The 349-nt window shown below is 59.0% G+C and carries 1 pseudogene; it reads left to right on the top strand.

Annotation, left to right across the window (positions count from 1 at the left end):
* Positions 1 to 116: 116 nt before the first annotated feature.
* Positions 117 to 349, top strand: a pseudogene (locus A3764_RS21855) (quinolinate synthase NadA); the annotation flags it as partial.

Genomic DNA, 349 nt, shown 5'->3' with positions numbered 1-349 from the left:
ACCCGCTTGCCCTTACGTAAGCCGCCCCCTAAACATCCCACCACCGGAAATCTCAACGTTGCCGGTTAGACCGCACTGCCCGGAATGGGCTGTAATAACCCGAGGATATTTAGCACTTGCTTGATCAGACCGCGCTGCGCACCGAACTTGCCCATCACTACGATCTTGCCCCATCCGCCGAACTGGCCGCGGCGCATGCCGGGATTTACAGCAAGATGGAGCGGGTGATCTCGCCGCCCGACTGGGCGATCTTCGCCCCCTATGTGGTCGCGATCAACGCGTTGAAGAAACAGCGCAATGCAGTGATCCTGGCCCACAACTACATGACCCCCGAGATCTACCACGGCAT

The sequence above is a fragment of the Sulfitobacter sp. HI0129 genome (assembly GCF_001635395.1).
Taxonomy (GTDB): domain Bacteria; phylum Pseudomonadota; class Alphaproteobacteria; order Rhodobacterales; family Rhodobacteraceae; genus Sulfitobacter.
The sequence above is the reverse complement of the archived record's forward strand: the minus strand, read 5'-3'. Positions and strand labels throughout refer to the sequence as shown.